12 protein-coding genes are annotated in these 25379 nt (G+C 62.7%); 5 read left to right on the top strand and 7 right to left on the bottom strand.

Annotated elements, in window-relative coordinates; genetic code table 11:
- Positions 1-143 precede the first annotated feature (143 nt).
- The 4 genes from P5W99_RS03085 (at position 144) to P5W99_RS03070 (ending at position 15122) form a co-directional block, all read left to right on the top strand.
- On the top strand, positions 144-812 hold the full coding sequence (locus tag P5W99_RS03085) for a 4'-phosphopantetheinyl transferase family protein (protein WP_421042427.1): 669 nt from the start codon (positions 144-146) through the stop codon (positions 810-812).
- Positions 813-1013: 201 nt separating this feature from the next.
- Positions 1014-2183, top strand: a complete 1170-nt coding sequence (locus tag P5W99_RS03080) for an acyltransferase family protein (protein ID WP_421042428.1) — start codon at positions 1014-1016, stop codon at positions 2181-2183.
- Positions 2184-2609: 426 nt separating this feature from the next.
- Positions 2610-12773 carry an amino acid adenylation domain-containing protein gene (locus P5W99_RS03075; protein WP_434661725.1) on the top strand — a complete coding sequence of 3388 codons (10164 nt, stop codon included), beginning with the start codon at positions 2610-2612 and terminating at the stop codon, positions 12771-12773.
- 18 nt (positions 12774-12791) lie between these two features.
- Positions 12792-15122 carry a condensation domain-containing protein gene (locus P5W99_RS03070; RefSeq protein ID WP_421042430.1) on the top strand — a complete coding sequence of 777 codons (2331 nt, stop codon included), beginning with the start codon at positions 12792-12794 and terminating at the stop codon, positions 15120-15122.
- A gap of 177 nt (positions 15123-15299) precedes the next feature.
- On the opposite strand, the gene P5W99_RS03065 is transcribed toward P5W99_RS03070, so the two are convergent.
- From P5W99_RS03065 to P5W99_RS03055, 3 genes are all read right to left on the bottom strand, one after another.
- Entirely contained in the window at positions 15300-16283 is a 984-nt protein-coding gene (locus tag P5W99_RS03065) for a cupin-like domain-containing protein (protein WP_421042431.1), read from the bottom strand.
- Between the two features lie 101 nt (positions 16284-16384).
- Positions 16385-17572, bottom strand: a complete 1188-nt coding sequence (locus tag P5W99_RS03060; protein WP_421042432.1) for a GDSL-type esterase/lipase family protein — start codon at positions 17570-17572, stop codon at positions 16385-16387.
- 153 nt (positions 17573-17725) lie between these two features.
- Positions 17726-18511: a glycosyltransferase family 25 protein gene (locus P5W99_RS03055; RefSeq protein ID WP_421042433.1), complete on the bottom strand. Its 786-nt coding sequence runs from the start codon at positions 18509-18511 to the stop codon at positions 17726-17728.
- Positions 18512-18846: 335 nt separating this feature from the next.
- On the opposite strand from P5W99_RS03055, the gene P5W99_RS03050 reads away from it, so the two are divergent.
- Positions 18847-20499, top strand: a complete 1653-nt coding sequence (locus P5W99_RS03050; protein WP_421042434.1) for a flippase — start codon at positions 18847-18849, stop codon at positions 20497-20499.
- A 315-nt stretch (positions 20500-20814) separates the two neighbouring features.
- Here the strand turns inward: P5W99_RS03050 and P5W99_RS03045 are convergent, their stop codons facing one another.
- The 4 genes from P5W99_RS03045 to P5W99_RS03030 all read right to left on the bottom strand — a co-directional run bounded on the left by P5W99_RS03045 (position 20815) and on the right by P5W99_RS03030 (position 25278).
- Positions 20815-21687 (bottom strand): methyltransferase, TIGR04325 family, encoded by an 873-nt coding sequence (locus tag P5W99_RS03045; RefSeq protein WP_421042435.1) that lies wholly within the window; start codon positions 21685-21687, stop codon positions 20815-20817.
- A 273-nt stretch (positions 21688-21960) separates the two neighbouring features.
- On the bottom strand, positions 21961-23067 hold the full coding sequence (locus P5W99_RS03040) for a glycosyltransferase family 4 protein (RefSeq protein WP_421042436.1): 1107 nt from the start codon (positions 23065-23067) through the stop codon (positions 21961-21963).
- Positions 23064-23867: a glycosyltransferase family 2 protein gene (locus P5W99_RS03035; RefSeq protein WP_434661723.1), complete on the bottom strand. Its 804-nt coding sequence runs from the start codon at positions 23865-23867 to the stop codon at positions 23064-23066. The genes P5W99_RS03040 and P5W99_RS03035 overlap by 4 nt, the downstream gene beginning before the upstream one ends.
- Positions 23868-23883: 16 nt before the next feature.
- Positions 23884-25278 (bottom strand): hypothetical protein, encoded by a 1395-nt coding sequence (locus tag P5W99_RS03030; RefSeq protein ID WP_434661722.1) that lies wholly within the window; start codon positions 25276-25278, stop codon positions 23884-23886.
- Positions 25279-25379 lie beyond the last annotated feature (101 nt).

Raw genomic sequence — 25379 nt, 5'->3', positions numbered from 1 at the left:
GCCTTGCTCCGCGGAGCATCTGGCTGCCACGACCCTCCGCCAGTTCGCGCCCATCGATCCTGTAGAATCGACAAGCACCGCCGACCATTGATTCCAGTCACTCAATGTCCTCTCCTCCCCTACTACCGCCCTCGTCACAAGACGTGCATATCTGGCAGTGGGATCTCGATGACTGCGGCGATTTCAATCTGGACTGGCAGATATTGTCCGCACAGGAACGCGAGCGCGCCGACAAATTTCGCTTCCCACTGCATCGCCATCGCTACATGGCGGGACGAAGCGAGCTCAGGCGAATCCTCGGCCGCTATCTGGCGCTACCGCCTCAGGCAATCACGCTTGGCTACGGCCCAGAAGGCAAGCCTTTTTGCGCTGCCCAGCCGCCCGAGGGGAGAATTTGCTTCAACCTCAGCCACAGCGAGAATACGGCGGTTCTTGCAATCTCAAGTGGTTTCGAGGTCGGCGTCGATGTCGAGCTCGTTCGCCCGATCGAAGAGTCTATGCCTCTTGAAGCTTTTTCCCCCCGGGAGCGCGCCGAGTTCACCGCACTAGCACATGCCGAACGGCAAGCCATTTTCTTTGAAACCTGGGTGCGCAAAGAAGCCTGTCTGAAAGCACTAGGCACCGGCTTCATCCTGCCTGCCAGTCACTTCGAGTTCGATCTTTCCAGCCGCGGTGACACGACACCCCGGCTGGTCGGCGGCAAGACACTGGAAGCAACACATTGGCGCATTCGAACCCTCCCGGTGAGTCCGGCCTGTGTCGCAGCGGTGGCGGCCCGGTGCACCGGCTGGTCAATTCTTAAGATGAATTGAGCGACGGCGCCCGCAGGAGCCGCCCTGACGACTGCGCGCCCATTTGGGCGTTTCGGGCGTTCGCTCCATCGCGGCTTCGCCGGCATTACGTTGCCCACCGAACACAGTCGTTCTCCCTGGGCCGCTAGACTCACTGACAGCTAAGGCCAGAGTGTGAGGCGGCTGCCTTGGGGTTGTGGGTCCCGGACGACAGGGGGTGTGATGGCTCCGAGCAACAGCAGATACGATGCCCTCGACGGTTTGAGAGGCGTCGCCGCCATTGCAGTGATGCTGCTGCATATTACCCAGGGCGCCATATTCAAGAACGCGTACGCGGCGGTCGATCTGTTCTTCATGCTGAGCGGCTTTGTCATTGCTCACTCTTATCGCGCACGGCTCCTCGGCGGCATGACGGCATATGAATATGTAAAAAGACGCATTATCCGACTCTATCCCATGCTCGTGATTTCGTTGCTGCTGGGCTTGCCCGTATTGATCGAGGCAGGAACGCTCGGCATATCGAACTATCCGATGCGCAGCATCATCTCTGGAACCATCTCCAACCTGTTCTTCACGCCGTACATTGCCCATTACGGCACCGCGAACATGGCGACGGCGGGCGCCGATGCTGCAGCCTATCTCACATTCGGCGAAATATTCCCGACCAATCCCCCCGCGTGGTCGCTTTTCTTTGAAATGGTGGCAAGCATTGCGTTCGTGTTCATCGTCCGGTTGGGCAGGCCCGCAATGCTCAAGATCATCTTCGCGAGCGGCCTCATGCTTCTAATATCAGGCATCCTGACCAGTTTCGAGATTCATGGACACTCAATCGTCGATCTCGAAGATGGTTCGGTTGGCAGAGGAATTGATGGCGGATTCTATCGCGTAATATTCGGCTTCACGATTGGCGTCCTGCTCCATAACACAAAAATCTCCGGCGTCGATCTGCGCATCATAGATGGACTGAAACAAGTGCTTCGCAATTCATACGGCTTGTATGCCGGTGCACTGCTCCTGTTCATGTTTCCGCTGTCGCTTCGCGGCATGTACCCGGTGTTCGCCATTTTCTGCGTTGCACCCTGCCTGGTGATGGTCGGCGCCAATCTCGCCTGTGCGGGCGTGTTCGAAGCGAAAATCGCGCGGTTTCTCGGCTGGCTCTCCTACCCGATTTATCTCCTGCATTTTCCGATCGGCCGAGCCGTATACATGCTTGTCGGCACGCCCAACGGATCGGTGATCGTTCCGACACTCGTCACATGCGCAGTCACGTTCGTGAGCGCAATCATCGTGACGCGATACGTCGAGGAACCCGTGCGCGCTTTCCTGTCGAAGCGATTTACAGGACATCCGGCCATGACACCGAGTGGATTGACGGATCGGAACGCTGGATGATCGCCGCGCATGGTGCGCATGGCTGTGCGAGACGCGGCCCGCCCCGACGTGGCAGGTCCTGCAAGCCAGACATTTCGGGCGTCTTCGCCACGCTGACGTTGCATTGTTCTGGGCCTGGTGCGGCCACTCTCTCTTCGATTCCGTTGCCGGCTCGCATTAGCGGCACGCGGGACCATGCCTCGCCGGCACCTTGATGTAGTGCTTGTTGCATCGCAACGTATGTACGAAGGCGAACGGATCGGTAACCCGCAAGAAGATTAAATTTGACTTACAGCACATGCCGCGCTTGAGACACGGATCAGACGCGCATCGCCTCGTGCTGCTTGCCCCACCGTGACCGGCCGCCGATCGGTGCGCGAATAGCGCTCGCATCGCGAGACGTGACTCATTGCAAGGCCCCTCATCACCATCATTGGAGAGCGGCAAATGTCACATAGAGATGGATTGTCAGGCGCCCTGCCGGGCGAAACCGATCACGGACCTGGCCTGGCAGCACGCTTCGATGCCATATGTGCTGAGCATGCCGATCATCTCGCCGTGATCGACGCAACAGGCGAAGAAAGCTATGCCACACTCGCCGGGCGTTCGGCCCGCCTTGCCACCATCCTGAGCCGCCATGGACTCGAACGAGGTGAGCGCTGCGCCATCATGGTTCCGCGCAGTCGGGACACGCTGGCTTTGATGCTCGCGATCCTGCGTCTTGGAGCCGTCTATGTGCCGCTCGATCCGGCCTATCCCAGGGCGCAGCTCGATTTCATCGTTTCAGATTGCTCGCCCAAGCTTATCGTCGCCGAAGGTGCGGCTCTCGCAGACGTTGGCGCGCTCGACGGAGTGCTAATCGATCTCGCGGATATCGTAGCGTCATCGGAGGCGGCCGAACCCGCCGCGCTGCGAGCCTGCGGTGGAGACGATCCTGCCTACATCATGTATACCTCCGGCTCGACCGGCAAGCCAAAGGGTGTGATCGTGCCGCACCGCGCGATTTTGCGCCTGGTGCACGATCAGTCTTTCACTGAGCTCTCGTCGCGCACCCGCTTTCTCAACCTCGCGCCGCTCGCCTTCGATGCAAGCACACTGGAAATCTGGGGTCCGCTTCTCAACGGCGGATGCGCCGCCATCATCAACGAGGTTCAGCCCTCGCTCGACACGATCGCCGCCGAAATGGCGCGGCTCGGCGTCACGAGCGCCTGGTTCACAGCCGGCCTTTTCAATGCGCTCGCCGACTATCAGCTGGAAGCCTTCCAGCCGCTCAAGGAGGTGCTCACCGGCGGAGACGTGCTCTCGCCCGTCCATGTGCGCAAGGTCATGCAGGCGCACGCGGGGCTGCAGGTCATCAACGGCTACGGTCCGACCGAAAACACGACCTTCACGTGCTGCTACCGCATTCCGCGCGACGGCGAGGCCCTGGCCCATGGCGAGGCCATACCCATCGGCGAGGCCATCGCGGGCACGCGCGTCTACATCGTGGACGACAAGCTTGAGCCTGTTAAGGAGGGAGAAGTCGGTGAGCTCGTCACGGGCGGTGACGGCGTTGCGCTTGGCTACCTCAATCGTCCGGAACTGACTGCGGAAAAATTCGTCGACGACGTTTTCAACCCCGGTGCCAAACTCTACCGTACCGGCGACCTGGTCCGGCGGCGCCCGGACGGTGCCATTGCTTTCCTGGGACGCAACGACCGGCAGATCAAGATCGCCGGCAAACGCATCGAGCTAGACGAAATCGAACACGCGCTGCGCGTGGCGCCCGGCGTGGCCGACGCCGCCGTGGCGGCATTCGAAGGCCGCACGGGCAAGTCCATCGCCGGCTTCGTGAAGGCCGATGTCGCCGATGTCGCCGATGTCGCCGAGGGTGCCGTCTTCCTGAGCGGTTTGCGCGCCCATCTCAAGACGGCATTGCCCGACTACATGGTGCCGGCGGAACTGCGCGTCCTCGCGGCCTTTCCCTTGACGCCGAACGGCAAGATCGATCGCAAAGCCCTGCTTGCTGGACTTGATACGCAAGCCGAATCACCAGCCGCGCCGCAGCCGGTCAATGACGATATCGCCGACAAGCTCGCGGCGGTTTTCGAGAGTCTTCTCGGCAAACCCGTCGATCGCCGCGCGAACTTCTTCGACCTTGGGCTGCGCTCGCTCGACCTGATGCGCTCGCACGCCATCATCATGCGCGACGTAGCGTCAACGATCGCACTGGTAGACCTGTTTCGTCATCCGAATGTTGACGCGCTGGCCGCCCATATGCGCGCCACGCTCGACAACGCCAACGGGCTCGCAGTCCAGCCCCGCGGTGACACGCATGGCGGGGCGATCGCCGTGATCGGCATGGCGGGACGCTTTCCCCGGGCGCGCAACGTCTCGGAGCTTTGGGGCAATATCCTCGCGGGGCGCGACTGCGTCACACATTTCGACGTGGCGGAGCTGGAAGACAGTTTCGACGAGGGCGCGAGGCGCGAAGAAAGTTATGTGAAAGCGCGGCCGATTCTTCCGGACGTCGATCGCTTCGACGCCGGCTTCTTTGGAATGCTCGCGCGCGAAGCGGCGCTCACCGACCCGCAACAACGGCTCTTTCTCGAGATTGCCTGGGAGGCGTTTGAAGACGCCGGATACGATCCAGCGACGATTGCTGGCGCCGTCGGGGTGTTCGCCGGCACCTCGATGAACACCTACTTCCTCAAGCACGTCCTGTCCGACCGCGCGGTCATCGACGAATTCACGAGCCAGTTTCAGATCGGCGAGTATCAAAAGCTCGTCGGCGCAGGCGATTTTGTCGCCACGCGCACCGCCTACAAGCTGGGCCTGACCGGCCCCGCTATCTCGGTACAGACGGCATGCTCGACCTCGATGACAGCGATTGGCCTCGCCGTCGAGAACCTTCGCGCGGGCCGCTGCGAAATGGCGCTGGCCGGCGGCGTGTCGATCACCTTCCCGCAAAAGCGAGGCTACTTCTACGAGGAAGGCGGAATGGGCGCGCCCGATGGCGTTTGCCGCCCGTTCGATGCCGATGCCAGAGGCACGGTGTTCGGCAGCGGCGCCGGCGTCGTCTTGCTCAAGCGCCTTGACGACGCCATCGCCGACGAGGATCCAATCTATGCCGTGATCCGTGGCGTCGGCATCAACAACGACGGTTCCGACAAGGTCGGCTTCACGGCACCCAGTGTCGATGCGCAGGCCCGCGCGATTGCCATTGCCCACGCAGAGGCGGGTATCGATCCGGCGTCCGTTGGCTATATCGAAACCCATGGCACGGCGACACCATTAGGCGACCCGATTGAGTTCGCCGGCCTCGTCCAGGCATTCCGCCTCGGCGGCGTCGAGGGCGGCCAGTTCTGCGCGCTCGGCTCGGCCAAAGCCAATGTCGGACACCTCGACGCGGCGGCTGGCGTAACGGGTTTCATATCGGCGGCACTCGCCCTGCGCCACCATACCCTGCCGCCGCTCACGCATTTTCGCTCGCCCAATCCGGCCATCGATGCAGCCAACAGTCCCTTCTTCTTCAACACGGCGGCACGTCCATGGCCGCAAGGGCCCACACCGCGCCGCGCCGGCGTGAGTTCCTTCGGCGTCGGCGGCACGAACGTCCACGTAGTGCTTGAAGAAGCGCCATGCCGTGCCAGCGCGTGCGAGGCGGAAGAAGGGCTCCAGATCTTGCCGCTTTCCGCGCGCAGCGCACCTGCGCTCGATCGCGCGAAGGCAAGGCTCGCCGACCATCTGGCAGCCCATCCCGCGCTCTCGCTCGCCGACGTGGCCGCGACGCTCCAAACGGGTCGCCGTGCCTTTACCCACCGCGCCGTGGTCATCGCCGACAGCCTCGATCAGGCCCAGGCGAAGCTCCAGAAGGGTGCCATCGAAGCCCAGGCGCCTCAGACCCCGCCCGCGGTGGTCTTTATGTTTCCCGGCCAGGGCGCCCAGTATCCCGGCATGGGAGAAGCGCTCTATCGCACCGAGCCGGTCTATCGCCAGTGGATCGACAAGGGCGCCCAGGCGCTGATGCCGCACCTGGGGCTGGACATCCGCACACTGATGTTCAGCGATGCCGCCCAGGGGGACGACGCCACGCACCCCATCCGTTCGACAATCTACGCGCAGCCGGCGCTGTTCCTCGTCGAATACGCGCTGGCGCAACTGTGGATCTCGCGCGGCATCAAGCCGGCGGCCATGATTGGCCATAGCATCGGCGAGCTGGTCGCGGCCTGCGTGGCCGAGGCGATCGCCTTCGACGACGCGCTGTACCTGATTGCCAGGCGTGGGGCGCTCATGCAGTCGGCCGAACCGGGCGCGATGCTCGTCGTGCGCCTTTCGGAAGCCGAATTGCGGCCGCTTCTGCCCGCCGATGTCGATCTGGCCGCCATCAATGCGCCGACGCTCAGCGTCGTGGCCGGTTCCTTCGCGGCCATCGAGGCCTTCGAGGCCACGCTCAAAGCGAGCGACATCGAGCATCGACGCCTGCACACCTCGCATGCCTTCCACTCGCGCATGATGTCCGGCGTCGTCGAAGCGCTTGCGACGGTCGCCGACAGCCTGTCTTTCGCACCGCCAAAGACCCCGTATGTATCCTCGGTGACCGGGCAGTGGGCGGCCATGGATCAGCCCGTGTCGGGACGTTACTGGGCCAGCCATTGCCGGGACGTCGTGCGCTTTGGCGATGCGCTCACCACCGTGACGGCAGAAGGCAAGCCGCTTCTGCTCGAAATCGGCCCGGGCCGGACGCTGACGACCTTCGCCATGCAAGGGTTGTCGAAGGAGCGCTATCTGGCCGCGGTTGCCTCCCTGCCTGATTTCGCCATGCGCGACCGGGAACTTGCCGTCCTCGCCGATGCGACCGGGCGGCTGTGGATCAACGGCGTCACGCCGATCTGGAAAACCGTCCAGACCGAAGGTGCGCGCCGCATCGTGCTGCCGACTTACCCCTTCGAACCCGAACGGCATTGGATTGAAGCGCCCGGAGCTGGGTCGGCAGCCGGATCGGCAGTTCGGTCGGCCGTTGCGCCTGCACCTGCTTGCGCAGCGGCGAGTGCAGCGACCACCGAAGCTGCCATTGCCCTTCAACCGACTGCGGACGCCGCGCCAATAGCCGCGCCGGCCTCGTCCGCCGCCATCACCGACATCGCCCAGACCGCCATGGCCCAAACCGCCCCAATCGACCGCAAACCGCGTCTCGTCGCCGAACTGGCATCGCTTCTTGCCGAGATGTCCGGCGAGGCGCCGGATACGTCCAATCCGGATGTGACCTTCTGGGATCTCGGTTACGACTCGCTCTTCATGGGGCAAGTCTCCCGCCAGCTTCGCCGCCGCTACGATGTCACGATCAGCTTCCGGCAAATCATGAGCGACTATCCCACGCTGCCTGCCCTGGCGGCGTTCCTCGATGGCGCTTTGCCGCCCGATCCCGAGCAGCCGATCGCGCCCGTCGCGGCCGCTGCGCCCGCCGCTGCATCCTCCGCTGCACCCGCCGCTGCCGCAACGGCCGCCGCGAGCGCGCCGCCTGCCGCTGCGGCACCGGCAGCTTCCATCGTCGCCGCGCAATTGGCCGGCGTGCCAGCGGCGGGCGACCTCCACGCGGTCATCCGTGACCAGCTCGCTGCGATGCAGTCCCTGATGGCGCGTCAGCTCGAGATGCTTCAAGGGACGCCACTCGCGCTCCAGCAACCCTCGGCGGCGGCACCCGCCCCGTCTGCGGCGCCAATCCAGCTCGCAGCCGCACCTGCGGCGCCGGTGCCCGACGCCGCCTCGCGCGCCACCTGCCCCGAGATCAAGTTCGACGAGAGCCGGCCATCGCGCTTTAACGCGTACAAGCCCGGCGCAACCAGCTCGGCGCAGATGACCGCTGCCCAGACGGCGTTCGTCGAGGATCTGGCGGCGCGCTACTCGGCGAAGACGCTCACCTCCAAGGCGCGCACCCAGTCTTATCGCGCTGTGCTTGCTGACCCGCGCACTGCCAGTGGCTTTCGCGAGGAATGGAAGGAGCTCGTCTATCCCATCGTCGCCCAGCGCTCGAAGGGCTCGAAGATCTGGGACGTCGACGGCAATGAATATATCGATCTGGTCAACGGCTATGGTCAAACCGCGTTTGGCCATACGCCGGATTTCGTGGTGGAAGCCGTCAACGCCCAGATGGCCGAGGGCTTCGCCATCGGCCCGCAGTCCCCGCTTGCGGGCGAAGTCGCCCAGATGTTCGCCGAGATGACCGGGCATCAGCGCGTCACGTTCTGCAATACCGGTTCCGAGGCCGTGATGGCAGCAATGCGCCTCGCACGCACGGTGACCGGCAAGGACAAGGTCGTCTGCTTCGACGGCGACTATCACGGCCAGTTCGATGAAGTCCTCGTCAAGCCAGGCAGCGAAGCGGGCCAGCCGCGTGCGTTCCCGGTCGCGCCGGGCATCCCGCAGAGCTCCGTGGGCAATATGCTCGTGCTGCCCTACGCGAGGCCCGAAAGCCTCGAGTGGATCAAAGCCAACATCGACGACATCGCCGCGGTCCTGATCGAGCCCGTGCAATCGCGCCACCCCAACCTGCGGCCGAGGGACTTCGTGCAGCAACTGCGCGAGCTCACGGCGGCCAACGACTCCGCCCTGATCTTCGACGAGGTCGTGACCGGCTTTCGCGTTCATCCGGCCGGCATGCAAGGCTACTGGGGCATCAAGGGCGACATGGCGACCTATGGCAAGGTGGTCGGCGGCGGCCTGCCCGTCGGGGTGCTCGCCGGCAGCGCGCAATTCATGGACGCGCTTGACGGCGGCCAGTGGCAATTCGGCGATGCGTCGGTGCCCGAAGTCCCGCCCACCTTCTTCGCCGGCACGTTCGTGCGTCATCCCCTCGTCCTGGCGGCGATGAAAGCCGTGCTGCTGCATCTGAAGGAGGCGGGCCCGGCGCTGCAGGCAACGCTTGGCGCGCGCATGGACGGCCTCGTGCAGCGTATCAATGCCCATCTGGAGAAAGTCGGCATCGCCACGCGGGCGGAATGCTTCTCGAGCTGGTTCTATATCAACTTTGCGGGCGAGGACCGCCTGGGCAGTCTGTTCTTTGCCTATATGCGCTACCTCGGCATCCACATCATGGAAGGCTTCCCGTGCTTTTTGACCACGAGCCATTCGGATGAGGACATCCGCAGGATTGGTGACGCCTTCATCGAAACCCTCGCGGCGCTCCAGGCCGTGGGCATTCTCGGCGGAACGACGCAAGCCCTCGCTGGCACGCAGCCGGTCGAACGCGAGCCGCTCGTGCAATCGCCGCTCACCGAGCCCCAGAAAGAAATCTGGATGTCGGCTCAGCAGGGTCACGAAGCATCGCTCGTCTTCAACGAGTCATTCACGCTCGAACTCACGGGCAAGCTGAACGAGGCCGCTTTCGAGCGCGCCTTCAATGCGACCGTTGCACGCCACGATGCGTTGCGCGCGCACTTCTCGCGCATCGGGACCACGATGTACGCGGATGCGGCCACAACCGTTCCGCTCGTGCTCATCGATCTCCTGGGCCACGCCGATGGGGCAGGCGAACTCGCGGAGATTGTCGATGCGGAAGCGCGCGAAGTCTTCGATCTCACCCGCGCGCCGCTTGCGCGCGCCGCGCTCGTGCGCCTTGAAGCCCAGAAGTGGGCCTTCGTGTTCACGGCCCATCACATTGTCTGTGACGGATGGTCGATCAATATCATCCTGCGCGACCTGGCTGCCCTCTACGCAGCCGAAGTGTGGGGCACGCAGCCGCAACTCGACGAAGTGCAGAGCTTCCTCGCTTTCGCCAAGGCACAGGACGAGGCCGGCGTCGATGAACAAACGCGCGAATTCTGGTTGAATCTCCATCGCGACCCGGCACCGCAGCCCGAACTGCCCGGCGACCGTCCGCGCCCGGCGCTCAAGAGCTTTAACGGCGCATCGACCACACGCCATCTCAGTGCCGATCTGCTCAAGCAGGTCAAGACCGCTGCCTCGAAGCAAGGCTGCTCGCTCTTCGCCGCCCTGTTCGGCGCGGCCCAGGTGCTGTTTGGCAGGCTGTCCGGCAATGACGATGTCGTCATCGCTGCACCCATGGCGGGCCAGTCTCAAGCCGGCGAAGCGCTGCTGGTCGGGCACTGCGTGAACTTCCTGCCCTTGCGTGTGAGGTTCGAGCGCGACAAGCCTTTCGCCACGCACATGAAGGCCGTGCGCGACCATCTCTACGACGCGGGTGACCGGCAGAACTACACCTATGGCGCGCTGGTGCGCGACCTCGGCATCAAGCGCGATTTCAACCGCCTTCCGCTCACCGATCTGCAGTTCAACCTGGAGAAGGTCGACGGCGAGCTCGACATGGCCGGCGTGACGACGCGCTTTACGCCGAACGCGAAGGCCTACAGCAACTTCGATCTGTTCCTGAACGTGATCGAATCGGCGCACGGCCTGCGTCTGGACTGCGATTTCAACACCGACATCTATGACGAGTCGACGATCCAGCGCTGGCTTGGCCACTACGAGACCTTGCTTGGCGCGATCGCGCGCGATCCCGAAACGCCGGTCGCCGCATTGCCGCTCTTGCGCGACGAAGAGATCCACCATCTTCGCGACGAGCTGAACGCTTCCCTGTGCGCCTTCGATCTGTCGCAGACGGCCCCGGCAATGATCGCCACGCAGGCCCGCCTGACGCCCGATACGACCGCCGTATCTGACGAAACGGCAAGCCTGTCCTATGGCGATCTCGACGCACTCGCGAACCAGATCGCGCGCCGGCTCGTGGCGGCGAGCATCGCGCCGCACTCACGCGTCGCCATCGCGATGGACCGGACGGCGTTGACCGTGGCCGCCATGATTGGCGTGTGGCGAGCCGGTTGTGCCTATGTGCCCCTCGACATGACGATGCCGCCCGCACGCGTGCGCCAGATCCTCGATGGCGCTGAGCCAGCCGCCATCCTCAGCGATCAAATCAGTCGCCTGGTGCTCGAAGCGGGCGCACATCGCGTGCTGAATCTCGAGGCCCTCCTCGAGCAAAGCGATGACGAAGCCGTGCCTTTGCCCGTCGTGTCCGATGCGCATTCGGCCTACGTGATCTTCACTTCGGGCTCGACCGGGCAACCCAAGGGCGTAGAGATTGGCCATCGCGCGCTGAGCAACTTCCTGTTGTCGATGGCGCAAGCCCCCGGCTTCACGGCGAGGGACAGCATCGTCGCGGTCACCACGTTCTCCTTCGATATCTCGGGGCTCGAACTATTCCTGCCGCTCATCGTGGGTGGGCAAACCTTCATCGCCGGCCATGCAGAGGTGCGCACCGGCTACGAGCTGGTGACGCGGCTGAAGGAAGAAGCCGCCACCGTCTTGCAGGCGACGCCAACACTTTGGCGCATGCTGCTGGAGGCGGGCTTCAAGGCACCGAAGGGCTTCAAGATCCTTTGCGGCGGTGAGCCGTTGCCACGCGATCTCGCCGACGCGCTGCTCGCAACCGGCGCTCAGGTGTGGAACCTCTACGGCCCGACCGAGACGACAATCTGGTCTTCGGCTTCTCGCGTGAACGCGAACGGACCTGTGGTGATCGGCGCTCCGCTCGCCAATACGGAACTGCATGTGCTGACCGACGACCTGCATCTGGCGCCGCAAGGCGTGAGCGGCGAACTGTGGATTGGCGGTGCGGGCCTGGCGAAGGGGTACTTCAACCGCCCCGATCTCACCGACGCCGCCTTCAAGTCGGTCGCGATCGAAGGCACCGCGCCGCGCCGGCTCTACCGCACCGGCGATCTCGCCAAGCGGCTCGCCGACGGCTCACTGCAGCACCTCGGCCGTCGCGATCAGCAGATCAAGCTGCGGGGATTCCGGATCGAGATCGAGGAGATCGAGGCGGCCTTGCGCCAGGCGCCGGGGGTTGCCGCAGCGGCCGTCGCGCTGCATACGGTCAGCGGCAATGCCCGCCTCGTGGGCTACCTTGTCGATGCGAGCTCCGGGAAGGCCGACCACGCGGCGGTAGCGGCGCATGTTGGCGCGCAGTTGCCTGCCTATATGGTGCCCACCTTGTGGATGACGCTCGACGCGCTGCCTCAGACCAGCAATGGCAAGCTCGACCGCAAAGCCCTGCCCGTGCCAACGCCGGACATGGTGGCCACGCCCGTGCGCCAGCCGCACGCCGCGCTCAAGGTGGTCCCGCACTCCCCCATGCCGAGCGAAGCGGCGGCAATCGACACTACACCCTCCGGGCCTGTGTCGGCCGATTCAGTGGCCGATTCAGTGGCCGACTCAGCGGCGGACTCAGTGCCGGACTCGGTGGCCGAAACAGCAGCCGAATCAGTGACCGACCCGGTGACCGACTCCGCGGCCAATGCAGCAGCCGAACCCGCTGCCTTGACGCCGACTCAGGCCGCCATCGCCGCGGTCTGGCGCGACGTCCTCGGCCTGCAGTACATCGACATCGACCAGAAGTTCTTCAGCCTCGGCGCGGACAGCCTCCAGCTCTTTCGCATCGTCGCGCGAATGAACGAACGCGGGCTGGGCGTGGATGCGCGCCAACTCATGAAGAACGTGACGATCGCCGAACTGGCCGCGAGCCTCGATGGCACGCAGGCGCAAGAGCCGACGCAGGCTCCGGCCGTCATGCGGCCTTCGATTCTCAACTTCAAGCGCAGGCATGCCGAGGGGTGAGCGATGAACGGGATAGCCTTGAACATCGCCGATACTCAAGAGCTCGAGACCGGCTACGCCCTCTTCCCGGCAACCGCCTGCCAGGTACGGTTCTGGCATGAGCAGAGGGCATCGCCGAACGCCTCGGCGCTGAACATCGCCTTCCGGCTGCAGCTGTCTGGGCCGCTGAAAGCCGCGAATCTCGAACAGGTGCTCGGCGAGCTGGTCGCGCGGCACGAGATCTTGCGTACCGGCTTCCTGATGACGGGCGCAGGGCTGCGCCAGCAAGTCTGGAGCGACGTGCCCTTCCAGCTCGAAGTGGTCGATCTCGCGGGCATCGAGGAAAATGCCGCCCTTGCACAAGCCGAGCGAGTCGGTCGCGAGCAGGCCCGCACACCGTTCGAATTGACGTCGCGCTCCTTCTTTCGGGCTGTATGGCTGCCCAGGTCGGTCACGCAGGGAGAGTTGCAGCTGACCTTCCACTCGCTCGTCATGGACGGCTGGTCGCTTGGGATACTCGTGCGCGAACTCGTGGAAGGGCTTGCCGCATTGCATGGCGGTCACGCCCCCGAACTGCCCGATGTCGAGCTTCACCATGGCGACTATGCGCTATGGAAGGAAGAGTTCCTGGCGAGCGGCGCGCTCGATCGCGCGCGCGCCCATTGGCGCGAGGAGCTTCGGGATTTCAGCCGCTTCGACGTGCCCGGAGATCGTCCCCGACCTCAGGAGCGACGCTTCCAGGGCGTGATTCGCTCCACGCTGCTGCCCGGCGCACTGAGCGAGCGCCTGATAGCAGCAGCCAAGGCCCAGGGGGTGACGCTCTTCAGCGTGGCGGCGGCGGGCCTTGCAATGGCGCTTCAAGCGGCGGCGGGCCAGACCCGCGTTTCCATGGGCACCCAGATGTCGCTGCGGGATCAGCAGGAGCTGGAGGGCGTCGTTGGCCCGCTCATCAATACGGTGATCCTTCGCCTCGACGTTCCCGAAGGCAGCACGCTCGCCTCCGTCACCGCGCAGTGTGGCGCCAAGCTCAGTGAAGCCATCGAACATCTCCATTTGCCGTTCGAGGAGATGATGGAGCTGGCTGGCGAAGTTTCCGAAAAGGATCGTCCGCCACTTTGCTCCGTCAATTTCGCTCTGCAAAAGAGTTTTGTCGGCATGGACGATGAAGTACGCCGGCACGATTTCGCCGCCACGACCTCGCCCTCATTCAATGCGGGCGCGCTCTACGACCTCAATTTCTTCATGGTGCGGCGCCCGGATGGCTGGCGCATCTCCTGTGAAGGCGACACGGATCTCTACGATGTGGAGACGATCGACCGCCATATCGCAAAGTGGCGCGAGGTACTGGAAACCGTCGAGATCGTGGCGCAACGGCCATTGGCGCCGGTTCACGTCAATGTGCCCGGCAAAGGAACGCCGGGGGCCGTCGCAGGCGTGGGCGCCAGTGGATTCATGAGTCAGGCCGAGCTGGAGGCGAAAGCGCGCAATATCGTTCAGTTCAACGAGGAAGCGCCGGGAACGCCCATCATCGCGCTCAACAACACGGCCGTGCTCTTCGGGCTGGCTCAGCAATTCGCCTGTGAGCGGCCGCTCATCGACATCCCGATGGTGCCCGAAGGCGCCCCGCGCGAGTTCCCGCAGCGGGCCTTCCAGGATATCGCAGCGGATGCCGTGCGGCTCATCAGGCTCGCCCGGCCAAGAGGCCCCTATATCCTCATGGGGCACTGCGTGCTGGGCGCGATGTCGCTGGAGGCGGCCCATCAGCTGCGGCGCGAGGGCGAAACGGTGGAACTCATCATCCTCAACGATTCCTGGTGCCCGGGTTATCGCGAAACGATGCCCTGGTACGACCGGCAGCTGCGCAAAATGCAGGTGCGCGCAGACAACATCCCGCGCGACTTTCGCAAGGCCATGCGCGGCGAGACCTCCATGGCAGCCTTCCTCAACCAGTACCGGATCGTGCGCTGGCTCCACATTGCAGACGTTGCGCTGAAGCTTGGCCTGATCAAGGGCGACGCTTCGGAGCATCTCGTTGCCGAGAATCGCTGGTACATCGAGTATCTGCTGGCTCAGCAGGCGCGATATCGTCCAGCGCCCTATGACGGCGACGTGCAAATCTTCCGCAGCGATCAGGCGCTCAAGGGGAGGCTGTTCGCCTGGGATCTGGGATGGCGATCGGTGGTAACGGGCACTCTGGCCGTGACCCCGGTCCCGGGCATGCACGACCAGATCTTCCGCCCGGCCGGCGCCGCTGTCATTGCAAAGCAACTACATGAGCGCCTGAGCGGAATCGGGGCCAACCCTGCAGTCGACGACGCTCCAGGCGAGCAGGATGTTCCCACGGCAGACCTGAATCGCGCCAATGCCTAGAGGCCGGCGGGTTGCCGAGCGGCTTGATGAGGACTGCTGGGCACGCCGTGGCGTGTCCCAGCAGACCGGGCGATAGCTGATTTGCGCGAAGCGTTCGTGAACCGAAGCGCGATCGAAATGCGCGATCGAAATGAGAAGCGACCGTGCGGGCGACGCATGCGACGCCCGCGTGTGCGCTCAGCGCTTGACCAGCCGCCGGACCGCGTTCAGCGGCGATATCAATCTGCTCACTGGCGAGTAGACGACATCGGAAAAGGACTTTGGATTGCGGTGCTCAAGCGCCGAAATGGCCCGCCTCTTCAAGCTGTCACGCAACGGCGAAAGTCCGGGCGGCAACGGCTTGATGCCCATCTTGCGCAGAAGGTAGTTGGCCTGATAGACCCGGGCACGTCGCTCGAGCGACTTCATGCAGTAGTTGATGCTGAGGCTCACCGAAATATTGTCGCCGTTTTTTACCCAGTGCGGCGCCAATGAGGGGTGATGCACCACCTCCCCCGGGGAGAGCCGATAGACCGTGCCGCGATCCTGCAGTTGCGGGCGATACAGCGCCGCTTCGAAGTTACCGCTGTAATAACGCTCGATCTCCTGCTCCGGCACCAACTCGCGATCGGTCGCAGGAAAAAGACAGACGTCCTTCGAGCCCTGCAACTGGAAAAGGAAGTTGGTTTCGTGATCGATATGAAAAGGCGTGGCGATCCTGGGCGAGGTGAGCAGCAGCGTCATCGACACCCAGGTCATATCCTTGCGTAGCGGCCAGCCAGACAGGTCCTCGAGTTCGGATGTCACGACATCAAGCACCTGCGCATACTCGGGGTCGTAATCCTGCGCCCGGGTGAGTTTGATCCATGTGCCGTTTTCGCCAAGACGGGATACCGTCTCGGCCAGTTGCTCGCTGCGCGACAAAGCGCTGAATTTTTTGTCGATGGTGCCGTGCTTAAGCGCACAGAAATGACCATCTTTTCTGTCAATCATCCGCTTGGCGAGCTCGACGAGTCGAGGGATCTCGAACAAGCCGCTTTCGTGCAACGTATGATTGAATTTGAACGGATGCAAATTGAAATTACTTTTGAATTCTTTCTCGCAGACCTGAAGAATGTTCTCATCGGCGCGGAGTTGATGTGACGAATTCGCCGAGACGGTACCATCGCTGAATACAGACATGGCACACCTTCATAGGTTGGGGAGCACAGCTTGTTGGAGAGCACTGCTTTCAGGCTACGCCCCCGCATGGCGGCCAGATGTGCGCTGACGAACACCTGTATTCATTTCGGATCACCCTGGCTTGCGCCCACCTCCTCGCGCACCGGCGAAGCTGACTGCGTGCTTTCAGCAAAGCTCGGTTGCAGAAACGCGATGACCTCGGCATCGGTGATCGGCTTGATATGCAAACCCAATGCGGCATTCAGGGAAGCCACGAGGTGCTGCGTCCAAAGGGTATTCCAGACGACCCCGGCATGACTGTCCGACACGACGGCGTTGTGCGGATCGTCGCCGGACGTATTGGTGATTGCCCAGCCTGGCGACAGACGCACCGTCTTGTAATGCGGGCGGCCCTGTGGGTCGCGCGTGCCCCACAGGCTCCTGAACCAGGCGCGATCATCAAGAAAGTAGACATGGGGATTGGCCGCGGCCAACTTGCGCAAGCCATCATCGAATAGATCCATGCCAGCATCGATATTGGCCATTTGCCTGGCCGATTGCCAATTGTCGAACTCGGCGGACCAGTCCGCGTTGTTGAGTACGCCAACGAGCACAATATAGGTGTCGGGATGGTGCGCGCGGATCAAAGCGACTGCCGCGCCAATTTCCTTGATGCAAGCGTCGACGAGGGCACGGGGACGCGCTGCATTCCGGTCACGGGACAACTCATCGAGTACGTCGTGCGCACCGATATCGTTGATGCCGATGCGGATCAAAACGATGCCGCCTCGCCAGGCCTGCGGCTCCGTGTTCATCAAGTCCACGAGCCGGATCGCCTCGCGCAGCGGATGTCCCATCAACTGGTTGCAGGTCGCGCCGCTGACTGCAAAGTTGTAGCGGTAGTCGTCTTTGGGGGGCGTGCGGGCAAGCAAGCCGAAGGCTTCGTCGAAATAGGCGCGATACTTTCCGGTTCCCCACGCGCCCCACTTGCCCAGGTCAATCTGGTCGCCGCGCAGTCGCCCAAGCACCTCGGTCCACTGCCAGGTGGTCGCACGCCGGGGGCCCCCTCGCGCGTCCGGATCGCCCAACAACAACGTGTCATGGTAGGACTGGCTGTCGGAATCCCCGAGCACGGCAAATCGTATCCTGCCAGTTTCCCCCGCGGCCCCTGCACCCTCTGCTGCCCCGGCAGCAATGGCGGCTGAAGGCGAGCGCAGCAGACTGGGCAGGGCCAGTCGCGCAGCGATGAGGCCGGCCAGGGTCATCGTGCCGCAGACAGCAACCACCACCACTTTACGAAAGCGAGACATAGCACACGGTTTTCCCATGTATCGGCCGTGAACATGCCGGTTCAACACCGGCCGCCCAGCACAGTTTCACGAAGTCAGTACCGGTTGGCGAATTCGCGATCGCTTGCCCCGTTCGTGAGGATCAAAGAGGCCAAATTCGGGAGCCTCCGTCAATCAAATTCCGTCTACATACGTGGACCGAATTTTTATTCGCCCGCTATGCCAGACACGCAGCGTTTCAACCCAGTAATAAGCGCCTCGCAAAGGCGATTTCAATCTCTCGAGCCAGCCGGAGCGATGATCCGCCTCGGATCGCGCCGCTCCGATATCAGAGGCCATCCCCTTGCTCCCATGTTTTAGCAGCATGTCCTGGATGCATGGCGCTGGGTGCCATTGAAACACGGACATTTCGTCCAGATCGCCGTCGAACATGACGAGATCCACTGGGCGATCCGCTCGCGCAAAACGCTCGACCATCCTGCGGCACCCATCTCTCGAAATGATATAGGCGGCCGTGCCCGAGTGATTGCTCCGTAACCGGTGCAGTCCCGTGTGACCCGGCAAATTCATGCCTTGCCTGTCAACGAATATCCCCGCCAGGAATGTCTCCAGCTTTATGATGTCGTAGCAAAATCCTCGGGATATTTTCTCCTGGATGGATTCGACAAGCATTCTTGCGTCCCGGCAGAAGTGAACATCATCCTCGAGCACGAGCGCATGATCGATGCCTTCGTCCAGCACCTTTTTCCAGATGGTGTAGTGACTGAGCGCGAGTCCCTTTTCGGGCGCGGTGCACTTGCCGCGCAGCAATGGCAGCGCCAGTGTTCGACTCATGGCGTCGATGTGCGCGGGCCCCAAAGCGGGAAACCGTTCCCAGGCATAGCCCAGCCTGTCGAGCTGCTCCGCCATGTGGCTTAGTCTGTCGGTGGACCTGTCGAGATTGATGACGAATATCTTCATTGACTCCGGCAACGTGCTGCGTTGCCCCCCCTTTTTTGCGTCGCATGCGAATATCGGCGTTGGCGCTCGCCTTGACACATGCCGCGCTCAGCCTTGACCAATCGTAAGAAGGCTTACTATTACCGGTCGGTGGGTTGCCCAACAATTCCGGGCGGGAAAGGCTGTCTCGCGACCACCGCGCACCGCCACTCGTGGCAGTCTGGGAGCCTCGGCTGAAAGCGCCGCTGGGGTACGCAAGCGCACAAACAAGGCCACGATCCACCAGGCACAATTGATCTAACCTGTTTGCCGGGCGGCAGCGCGCTGTTCCGGGATGGCCCAGACTGCCACATATCATGACCGCCAAGCCCACACTCAAACGAAACGTAATCTTCAACTTTCTGGGTAGCGTGCTACCCATTTTTGTTTCGCTCGTCAGTACACCGGTCTATCTGCATCACATTGGCGCGGAGCGCTTCGGCGTACTCGCCATTCTATGGATGCTGCAGGGATATTTCGGATTCTTCGATCTCGGCCTGTCCTTCGCCGCATCCAACCGCATTGCACAGCTTTCCGACGCGACACCTGCCGAGCGGGAATCCGTATTCTGGACCGCGTTGCTGCTCAACCTGGGCTTCGGCCTCGTCGGGGCGCTCCTGTTATTTGCGCTCATGCACGTCATGCTCGCGCAATTCGACATCGGTCCCCTGCTGAGCGCGGAACTCAGGCCCGCGCAGGCCTGGATCTGCGCTCTCGTGCCGCTTACGAACGTGATTGCCGCATGCAATGGGGCGATGTCGGGGCGCGAACAGTTTGGCATCGCCAATGCCGTGCAGTTTGTCGTCATGATGCTGTTCCAGCTGCTACCGCTATGCGTTGCGATCGTGTTCGGACCGAACCTGCACTATCTCGTGTTCGCGACCCTCTTTGCCAGCGTGATCTCGCTCATCATCACGTTTTGCACAATGGCCTATGTTTTCCCGCTGCGGCTTGCCGCTGGACCCGACCGCAAGCATGTGCGGCCGCTCTTTTCCTATGGCGCGTGGATCAGCATTACCGGTTTCGCGACGCCGGTGCTCGAGACGGCCGATCGCTTGCTGATCGGCCATGTGCTGGGTCCACAAGCCGTGACCTACTATCAGGTGCCGTTCAGCCTTGCTGTACGCGCGCGTCTGGTGCCAACCGTCATCACCCGCACGCTGTTCCCGCGACTGTCCGCCCTCGGCGGTCACGATGCCGCCCAGCTTTCCCTGCTCGCCTTGCGCGGGCTCACGCTCGTGATGACGCCGGCCATCGTGTTCGGCATCTTTCTGATGCGACCGTTTCTTTCGTTGTGGGTGGGCCACGACTTCGCGAACAGTGCATCCTCGGTTGGCGAGACCATTCTGCTCGGCGTCTGGATTAATTGCCTCGCGGCTGTTCTGTCTTGTCATTTGCAGGCTGAGGGGCGACCGGGCGTCGTGGCACGGTTTCAGCTAGTCGAAATCGTGCTTTTTATCGCCAGCCTCTGGTGGGCGCTTCATGCCCTCGGCGTACTGGGTGCGGCCCTTGCGTGGAGCGGGCGATGCGCGCTCGATGGCGCCCTGCTCTTTTGGGCCGCGCATTTCGGCCGGCAACACCTTCGCCAAATCGTGGTGCCCGCACTGTTGATTCTGGCCGCCTACGGGAGTTCGTTCGTGCTGGATTCGCTTTCGCTCGCGGGCGTGGCGGCCTGGGCGGGACTCACCTGCGCGGCCATCGCATGGTCGATTTCGGCAGAGCCTGGCGCCTGCGCGCAAATCGTCCCGGTGCTCGCGTCTTTCTTCCAGCGCAATCGCGAGCGCATCTGGAAAAGAAAAAGCGCTCAGGTAGCGTGCAACGAGATCGCCCCCAAACGCACAACCCGCGAATGCAGTCAGCAGCCCATGTCTTCCGAAGCGATACCCGAGGCTGCGGCTTGCGGCGACACGCGTTTGCGCAGCAATGCTTCCAGTGTTACCGAGACATGCATCGGACGGACCCTGCGTTAGGGCAGCCCTGATTTCACGCATCTGCCCGTCTGCGGGTTGTCAGCTCCGATCAGGGCATCGGAGCCCTCGTCCGAGCGAACATGACATTTATCGAACGGCGCGCGATCGCCGCGTCCATCGAAAGTGCGCCCTGGAGTTTTCTGGCTGGTGGCCGCGTGGCCAGCTGATCGGTGGCGCATCGCGCTGAGCGACTGCCTGGCTCGCCCGACTATAGGTCAAAGCCCAACTTCGGGAATGATCGCCCTGTCGCGCGCTGCATTCAGACGAGCCGCCGCGGTTCCAGCGCACGGCTCGGAGCGCTTCGCAAGGCGAGGGCTAGGTCTGCGCTGCCACGCGTTCGAAGTAATAACCGTAGTAACTATCGACTTCGTACTCGGTCTTGAAGGGGATGCGCATGCGGCGCTCGTTCAGGTCCCAGTGATCCCGCACGCGATAGCCAAGGGCCTGCATGTCGGCGACCAGACGCCCGATCGATTCCACCCGGTACGGGCACACCGCAACCCCTAGGTTCTGCAAGGTGAAGAATGCTTTTTGGGGGTGCAAGGGTATGAGATTGAACAAAACGTGGCGCGGCGGATGCGAAAGCTCGCCAATCAGCGACGGCAAGCTATATCCAAGGTACTGCAACGCGCCGGTGCTGATTAGCACATCAAAGCCGTCCGCTCCGTGAGGCGTTTCGCAGAATTTCAGCGCGCCCAGTTTGTCGCGTTCCGAGGCAAGGCGCCTGCCGGCGGCTACCACGTGAGGCAGGTCATGCACGCACCAAACCAGGTCGGCCGGAAATGAAATGTAATGCTGATATCCGTAGTAGGCGAGACCCAGGTGGCCGCCGATATCGAATATCCGGCGCCCCCCTGCACTCAGGATCTGGTTGATCCAGAAGAGCGCTGGGTAGTCGCATGTCCGCAGCGAATGCAATTGATCCAGATATCTCGTGGTCACTTCTTCGACGTCGTAGGTCGAGGGCAATTTCGCCGAAGAAATACGCTGCGCCTCGTCCAGCGCGTCCTCATAAGTGTCGTAGACGCCAAAGTACAGGTTTCCGCTGCGATAGGGCTCGCGAAAATAGCGTCGGTACAGAGGCGCACTCAAGAGCCTGATGCCAGGCAGCTCCGAGATCTCACGCGCGATGCGCAGTAGCCCACGACGCAGGTGCTGCCGTCTCACGGCGGAATCGTATGTGCTCATACCGATCTCCTGACACGATGTGGATTTTGAGTACCGTCTAAACGGGCGCCAGGTGCCCGGCGGTGCGTCCATCAGGCAGCGCACACAAAGAGGTCGAAGCGCCAGCAGGCGCAGATATGGACCGTGCTTCTAGGCTACTCCCCGGCCCATCAGCCAGATGTGCGTTGACGAACATCCCACCCCGATGGCCCAGGGGCGACCCGGTCGAGCGTGGCGTGCCCTGACATGAGGTTGCACCGTGATGAAACGCTCGACCTCCTGGTGCCGAAAGCATTACTGATTGGCCGCTTTCACCGCTTCCAGCAGCTCTCGTGCGGCTCTTTCCCAGGTAAAAGCGGCGGCATGCCGGCGACCTTCGGCGATCAACGCTTCACGCAGCGCTTCATCGTCGAGCACCGTGCGGATCTTCAGACTCCACGCATGCGGATCGAACGGGTCCGCATAGAGCGCGGCGTCGCCACAAACCTCAGGAAGTGCGCCGAGCGGAGCGGCAAGAACCGGGCAGCCGAGCACCATGGCCTCCAATGGCGGCAGGCCAAATCCTTCGGTTAGCGAAGGGAAGGCAAGCGCCCCCGCATTGCTCATCAAGCCCGCCAGTTCCGGGTCGGAAACGCGGCCCGCGAATCGCACATTCGGAGGCACGACGTGCCCGAGCGCTTCGAAGTCGGCTTTTGTCGCCCCCCCGAACAGAACGAGTGCAACGTCCCGAAGCGCCGGCGCTGAAAAGGCCTTGAGCAGAACGGCGATGTTCTTGTGCTTCTGGGTGTTGGCGAGCGCGAGAACATAGCGCCTCGATTCAAGGTTCAAAGCCGCCAGCGGCCGCGCGTCGGGCTGGACGAGCAGGACGTGGTCGCAGCCGTTATGTATGACCGTGATCTTTTCCGCGCTGGCAATGCCGTATCGCACGAGCTCGCCTTTGGAGAACTCCGAGACGGTAAATATAATCTTGTGCCGTCTGCCTATGAAAAAGAAAAGGAATTTGTACCAGAGCCGAAAACCCGGCGAATAGGAATCCGGCGCGGAATAGACCTGGGCGTCGTGAATCATCGTCGCGGAGTCACGGTGCAACAGGGGCCCGAGGTTGCAGAGATTGAGGATGAAGTCCTTTCTGCGCGCCATCGGAAGATAGCATTGCTCCCACGCTATGCGGTGCATCCTGCGAGCCAGCGCGTTTTCGCGGACGCACAGAATATTGCGGTAAGGTGGAACGGCGATGCGATTTCTCACCACCAGCGCATAGTCGACGCCACTGCCGGTTTGCTTCGCTATCAGCGCATCGGTCGCGGCGATCAACTGTTCGGCCACCCTGTGCACACCCGTTGGCCCGGCCCCGAAGAATTTGCCGTTGAACGCTATCGTCCTGTACGGCGCCGCGCTCATAGCTTCTCCGCTCGCTCAGGTGTCAGCCTTCCTCGCATACAGTCCCAAAAGCCGATCAGATTGCCGCTCAGTCGACCACGACGGTCGATCCAGGGCTCCGGCGCGAGGCTCCGCACCACATTGCTGGCGACATTGCGCACGACATGATCGAGCGCATCGCGCACAGACATCGTCTTCCTGCTCACCAGATAGAGTGGATTGACGACCTGCGAATAGCCCAGTTTGCGCCCCGACACCCGCCCACCTTTGGTTCCCAGGTGCACGCCGACCGCGCTGGTGATACGCACGACGCGTCCCCCCCGGTTGCGGATCTGGCCTCCGAAATCACGGTCCTCCTGCCAGCCGTAGAGTACAAGGCGCTCGTCAAAACGCAGGCCGGCAATGCTGCTTGCCCGGAACGCCATGTTGCAGCCATAGGGCCCCCGGGTGGGAATCACCGTCAACGCCTGCCTCGCCGTGCTCGCGCGCGCGAGAATAGCCTGCCCCTGTTCAATGGACAGACCCGGCCCGTGGATGCCGTCTGCGAGTAGCGTGCCCGTAACACAGGCGATAGTGGGATCGCTGTTTAGCGCATCGACGATTTCGGAAATCCACGTGCGATGCATGAGGAAATCATCGTCCAGAAAAATCACGACGTCGAAGCCGGCCGGCACATGATTCAGTGCCGTATTGCGTTGAACGGTAAGGCCGGGCCGTCCCTTGACCACGAGTAATCCGGGGCGATCTGCAAGGTCGCCGGCATCCTCGTTCAACACGCAGGAAACGATGATCAGCTCCGGCTTCAGCGTCTGCGCATCCACGGAAGCGATGACATGCTTAAGGAGTTCTGCGCGGCCCCGCGTGGCGAAAATCAGGCAGATTCTTGGCGCTTTTCCGGGCGACGGCTGGATGCATTTTCTCGACACGGTTTCCCCCGGGCTGACACTCGATTCCATCGCTTACCTCATTGTTCACGTGTCCGTAGCGGACTGTTGTTCGCGGCTTGGGCACGCGTCGTGGCGCCAGCGAGAGCGCGCCTGCCGCAGCCGCAATCAGGTAGAAGCACACTCCAAGCTCGAATACCCCGCCAGACGCCGAAGCGACGATCAACGCCGAGATCGTGCTATGCCGCGCTGCGTAGCAAACCGCGCGCTCTGTGAACGGGTACTGGGGCGACACCGGCGAGAACAGCGTTTTGCCGATGAATAGCCCATAGCAGACGACCCCCACGATGCCGAGGCTTGCCAGCAGCACTACGAGGAAACTCGACGCGCGAATGCTGCCGAGGCCGACACCAATTCCGTAGGTATCGAAGAAATTGGTCACGCCCTGAGCGTTCCACCCCATTCGTTCGACGCCCGACGAGCTAGCGGCCTTGCTCAATATCGTGGTGTCGACGAATTGCGCGAGCGCGTCGGCCACCGCGGGGAGGAAAAGCACGACATAGAGCGCCCCAAGCACACCCAGGCACAGGCCCATGATCCACATACGGTGCTTGCGCGCGGAAGCGGCGCGTGCGACGCGCTGGGGCCGACCAAACAGCAGCACGACCAGATACCCACTGAGCCCTACATAGGCGCTCCCTGAAGTGGACAGCAACAGCAGCGCCCCCGACGAGGCGGCTAGCATGCCCGACAGTTTTGGACGAAAGCCGACCAGCCAGAGATTGAGACAAAAGACAAAGAGCGGAACCGTGAAGCCCGAAAAGCCCGACGTTTCGCTGAATGTCCCGCTGATACGGACCAATCCGTCCATCTCGACGCCGGTCAGGTAGCCGAACTGTGCTGTCTTCACGAATGAAAGCGCGTCTACGCCAACAGCGTGCGACGCAATATCGATCACGCCGGCGAGCACATCCAGCGCGGTGAGCAGAAGAATCGCGTTCGCGAGCGTGCGGTACACACCGCGAAATTGCAGAAACGCGTACATGCAGCAATACACCAGCGTGTCTGCAATGCAATAGACTGCCTGCGACAAATTCCCCGAAACAGGCGCGAGCGGACGCAGCAGGATGTCCTGGCCGGCACCGGTGGCATCGCGATCGACCGGGAACACCAGCGTAGAGCCGGCCAGCAACCGCGGCAGCACGATGGCGCCTGCGACTCCCCACACGCAGGTGCAGAGCAGCCAAAATCCTGGCTTGTCCAAAGAGAATGCGTCAGCAAGCTTGCGCCCACCGACGAGATTGAAGGCCCTCAGCGCGAAGAAGGCGAGAAAGAGTTGCGCCGGCATCACACCCGTCGCGCCCAACGACAGCGCAAGCGCGCATCCGAATAGCGCGAACACCGCCATCCCGTAGATCGCGCCGCGATACGACGCATAAAGCGCCGCCA

It is taken from the genome of Paraburkholderia sp. A3BS-1L, from assembly GCF_051125215.1.
Classification (GTDB): Bacteria; Pseudomonadota; Gammaproteobacteria; order Burkholderiales; family Burkholderiaceae; genus Paraburkholderia.
Note: the sequence above shows the minus strand (reverse complement) of the source record. Positions and strands in the feature narration are given on the sequence as shown.

What these genes read in the sequence shown, in the direction of transcription:
- P5W99_RS03060 (WP_421042432.1), bottom strand. Translation starts at nt 17,572, where the DNA reads ATGTCTCGCTTTCGTAAAGTGGTGGTGGTTGCTGTCTGCGGCACGATG.
- P5W99_RS03045 (WP_421042435.1), bottom strand. Translation starts at nt 21,687, where the DNA reads ATGAGCACATACGATTCCGCCGTGAGACGGCAGCACCTGCGTCGTGGG.
- P5W99_RS03080 (WP_421042428.1), top strand. Translation starts at nt 1,014, where the DNA reads ATGGCTCCGAGCAACAGCAGATACGATGCCCTCGACGGTTTGAGAGGC.
- P5W99_RS03050 (WP_421042434.1), top strand. Translation starts at nt 18,847, where the DNA reads ATGACCGCCAAGCCCACACTCAAACGAAACGTAATCTTCAACTTTCTG.
- P5W99_RS03065 (WP_421042431.1), bottom strand. Translation starts at nt 16,283, where the DNA reads ATGTCTGTATTCAGCGATGGTACCGTCTCGGCGAATTCGTCACATCAA.
- P5W99_RS03030 (WP_434661722.1), bottom strand. Translation starts at nt 25,278, where the DNA reads ATGCCGGCGCAACTCTTTCTCGCCTTCTTCGCGCTGAGGGCCTTCAAT.
- P5W99_RS03040 (WP_421042436.1), bottom strand. Translation starts at nt 23,067, where the DNA reads ATGAGCGCGGCGCCGTACAGGACGATAGCGTTCAACGGCAAATTCTTC.
- P5W99_RS03075 (WP_434661725.1), top strand. Translation starts at nt 2,610, where the DNA reads ATGTCACATAGAGATGGATTGTCAGGCGCCCTGCCGGGCGAAACCGAT.
- P5W99_RS03055 (WP_421042433.1), bottom strand. Translation starts at nt 18,511, where the DNA reads ATGAAGATATTCGTCATCAATCTCGACAGGTCCACCGACAGACTAAGC.